The organism is [Mycobacterium] manitobense (assembly GCF_025821665.1).
GTDB classification, from domain to species: Bacteria; Actinomycetota; Actinomycetes; order Mycobacteriales; family Mycobacteriaceae; genus Mycobacterium; species Mycobacterium arseniciresistens.
In genome coordinates, this window is record NZ_JACKSJ010000260.1 from 1 (window position 1) to 350 (window position 350).

The following is a 350-nucleotide window of genomic DNA, read 5'->3' on the forward strand; positions in this document are numbered from 1 at the left end:
GGTGGCCCCGAGTGCGTCGATCGCCGAGTTCCAGGTCTGCAGCGTCGACTCCCCGGTGCCGTCGGTGCGCAACTCGTTCATCTCGGTGACGATCCGATTGAGACCCTGTGCCGCCGAGGTCAGTTCGGGACCCCTACCGGCGGTCGCGTCGGCGATCGTGCGCAGCACGCCCAGGGTGTGATCGGTGCCGGGCCGCCCCACCGCGGCGACGAGTTCGCGGACCTTGGCCAACGTGGTCTGGAACAGCTGGGTGGGCAACGCGGTGTCGGCGGTGATGACGTCACCGGCCCGCAACGGCGGCCCGTCCCCGTTCTCGACCAGCTGCACGGTGGACACCGCGAAGGCGTTGC

1 pseudogene is annotated in these 350 nt (G+C 70.3%); it reads right to left on the reverse strand.

Annotated features, from left to right (window positions below):
* A pseudogene (locus tag H7I41_RS29175) lies at window positions 1-336 on the reverse strand (MlaD family protein); the annotation flags it as partial.
* Between the last annotated feature and the right edge of the window lie 14 nt (window positions 337-350).